The following is an 883-nucleotide window of genomic DNA, read 5'->3' as shown; positions in this document are numbered from 1 at the left end:
GCGATGGCCGCTACACCGTGGAAGTCAGTTACAACCTGGAGGCCCAGGAAGATCTGAGTACCTATACCAACCAGGTAAAAGGGAACGAGGATCTCTCCGGCCTGGACCGGTTCGCCATGATCATGGCGTTAAGCGCGCTGCGGGTGGAGCATGGTAATTTCAAGAAAGGCGACACCTTCCAGCGTCAGCGGGTGATCCAATTCCGGGATACGGAAAAGGGCTGGATGCCGCTGGAATAAGAAGCCGCTCCAGGCTTCACGTTACAAGCGGCAACGCGGTTGCGGATGGTGCCACCTGGCAACCGCCCTACCCGCGAAATCAAAGATGGGTTTTACTGTAGGAGTTCCCTTCCAGGGGACGAACAGAGCGAAGCGACAGGAGTTCGAGTCTACCCGCAATATCTTTTGCAACCCATCCCTCCTGACCGCCCAGGCCGCTGGCCTCGCTTCGCGAGGTTCGCACCCTAAACGGTGCTCCTACTGCGGCTTCGTAGAAAGACCGATGCTTGGCGAGTTTTCCCCTTCTCTCTATCAGCTTTCCTATCTGCTTTCTCGCAGCTCGTAGCTATTTATGCCCCGAGGCCAGCAGGCACTGCATCAGCACTGCATCTTCGTGGCCGTCACCCCGGCGGTAATAATTCTTGCGTGTCCCCGATACCGTGAAGCCCAGTGACTCATACAACGCCCGGGCACGGTGATTGCTTTCCCGCACTTCCAGGTAGATCACACTCATTGCATCGCGGCGGGCCGCGTCCATGGCCTGTTTCAGCAGTTGACGGGCCACCCCCTGGCGCTGCCGGGCAGGCGCCACGGCGATATTGAGCACATGGGTTTCATCAAGAATGCGTGACAGGATAAGAAAGGCCGCAGGCTGCCCTGCCAGC

General features: G+C 58.3%; 1 protein-coding gene and 1 pseudogene. One reads left to right on the top strand and one right to left on the bottom strand.

Annotated features, from left to right (window positions below; genetic code table 11):
- A pseudogene (locus A3730_RS31210) lies at positions 1-239 on the top strand (hypothetical protein); the annotation flags it as partial.
- Between the two features lie 325 nt (positions 240-564).
- Here A3730_RS31210 and rimI read toward each other — a convergent pair.
- Positions 565-883: ribosomal protein S18-alanine N-acetyltransferase (rimI, locus tag A3730_RS06795; RefSeq protein WP_063537768.1), on the bottom strand; the 319-nt coding region annotated here is incomplete at its 5' end.

This window comes from Alcanivorax sp. HI0044 (genome assembly GCF_001634945.1).
This window is presented reverse-complemented; position numbering and strand designations above follow the sequence as displayed.